Source organism: Sphingopyxis sp. (assembly GCF_036402335.1).
In the GTDB taxonomy this organism is placed as follows: Bacteria; Pseudomonadota; Alphaproteobacteria; order Sphingomonadales; family Sphingomonadaceae; genus Sphingopyxis.
In genome coordinates this window covers 1-2,249 of the sequence record NZ_DASWTD010000457.1, presented here as the reverse complement: position 1 = coordinate 2,249, position 2,249 = coordinate 1, and the positions used below count along the sequence as shown (strand labels likewise).

The window sequence follows — 2,249 nt, the reverse complement described above, 5'->3', positions numbered from 1 at the left end:
TATTCGGTGCCCGATCGGTGCTTCGACGACGCCTTTGTCGCACGGGTGTCGGGGAGTGACGGGGTCACTGTGCTGTGGGGGCCGCCCGGACGCGGCAAGAGCACCTATCTCAGTCATTGCGTGGAGCGGATCGACAGCAAGCGGGCGGTCTGCATCCGTCATCATTATTTCCTGTCTTTCGACGATCGCTCGGAGGGCCGGTTTCACATTCAGGCTATTGCGCGCTCGCTCGAGCATCAGTTGCAGGCGCTGCTTTCCACTCCGATGGGAGGACAACGGACGATCAGGCTGACGATCGAGGCCGCGGCGAAGCGCTTGGCGGCGGCCGGGCAGCGGCTCGTCATCGTCATCGACGGGCTCGACCATGTCTGGCGCGAGAAACGCGATCATGAGCAGATGGAGGAGTTGTTCGAAAGCCTCCTGCCATTGCCGGCAAATTGCCATCTCGTCGTCGGCACGCAAAAGATCGCAAAGCAGCACCTGCCGGCGCGGCTTCTCGCCGCGCAGCCGGTCGAGGAGTGGCTCGAGCTTCCGACGATGTCGGTCGGGGCTGTCCGCAAGTGGGTCGCCGCGCAACACCGCGCCGGGCGGCTCCATCTCGCCTTCCCCGATCAGCCGCGCGAACTCGGCGCCGTTGCCAATGCCTTCCACAAGATTTCGGGCGGATTGCCACTGCATCTTATCTATTCGTTCGAGGCGGTCGCGCGATCAGGCGAAGCCGTGACCGAGCGTGAGATCGCAAGGCTCCCGCCCTGCCCGACAGGTGACATTCGCGACTATTATCGCGGCTTCCTCCATCACGCCTCGCCGCGCGCGGCTGCGGTCCTCCATCTGCTCGCAGGACTCCGTTTCGGGCCGCCGCCCTTCGCGCTGCGCGACTGTCTCGGATCGGTCGAAGCCGCCGATGCGACGGTCGAGATCGGGCATCTGCTCGATATCCGCGAAGCTGAAATCCGTCCCTTCCACGGCAGCCTGTTCGCCTTTCTTCGCGAACTTCCGGGCCATGATGCGATTTTCGCCGGCGAAGCGGCGCCGGTCGCCGAATGGCTGGAGACGAAGGCGCCGCGCTACTGGCGCGATGCCTGGCTCTGGGTCACGCGCGCCCAGCTCGGTGACGACATCGAGCTTATCGCGCGTCCCGACCGCGCGTGGGCGATCGACTTTCTCGTCAAGGGCTATCCGATCGACCAGCTCACGACCATCCTCGCCTACGCCGAGGACGCCGCATTTGCAAAGCTCGACCTGCCGCGGCTTCTCGCGCTGCGTTCGCTGAAGACACGGGCCTACAACGGACCCGAATTCCAGACCACCGAGGCCAGCCGCTTCACCGACGTTGCGATCGCGCTGACCGACGATCCCGTCCCCGCCGCCCTGCTCCGAATGGCGATCGGCCAGGTGCCCACCCCGCTCCTCCCGCTGCTCGTCGCGACGACCGACCCCGCCGACCGCGCGCGGATGGGCACAAAGACGATCGACGAGCTCAACGAGCGGATCGCGCAGGCGCGCCAGGACGAAATCGGCTTCCGCAGCGAGATCGGCAGCTTTGCGGCGGTCGCGGCGGGCATTTCGGGCTGGCTCGATCCCTCGTGGGCGAAGCGTATCGTGCGCTTCGCAAAGGCGAACGGCGCCGCCGATGCGGCTCTCTCGATCTACGCCCGAACGTCGCTCCAGGCAGGTTCGACCGCGAACGTCTTCGCGGCGGCAAGGCTCTGGAGCGGACCGACATTCGGGCGTGACCTGCTCGCGGCGCTCGCCGAGGAAGGTATCGCTCCCGACCGAATACCCGGCCTCAAAGGCACCGGACAATCGGCGATCCGGGTGCTTGCGCTGCTGCTCGGCAGCAAGCCCGCGGGTACGCGGCGTCCGCGCGATCTCACGACCCGTTTCGCTCGCCCTCCCGAAGCCGGCGAGGTCTATCAGGAGATATTCGAGCCGGTGCTCTACGATGCCTATTTCGACTGCCTCGCGGCCCGGCTGCAAGGCAAGACGAAGGCGCCTTGGTCGCATTTTTCGCCGGGCGCGAAGACCGGCTATGCCGAACTGGCGCTGCCGCATTTCGAAGCCGTTGCGACCTTCGTCGCCGATGTTTGGCTCACCGAGCGGCGCTGGCCCGGTATCGGCGAACTGTACGGCCGCTTCGACGCGGCCCTGCCTTCCTCGCGCGGCTATGACTCCAACCGCCAGCTCGTCGCGGTGCGGCTCGCGCTCGCGCATGCAGCGTTCGACCATATGGTGATCGGCCGGGCGCT

Annotated in this window: 1 protein-coding gene; it reads left to right on the top strand. The window is 66.4% G+C overall.

Annotated elements, in window-relative coordinates; all coding sequences use genetic code 11:
- Positions 1–69: 69 nt before the first annotated feature.
- On the top strand, positions 70–2,249 hold a 2,180-nt coding region (locus VGD20_RS14720), incomplete at its 3' end, for an NACHT domain-containing protein (RefSeq protein WP_331135164.1).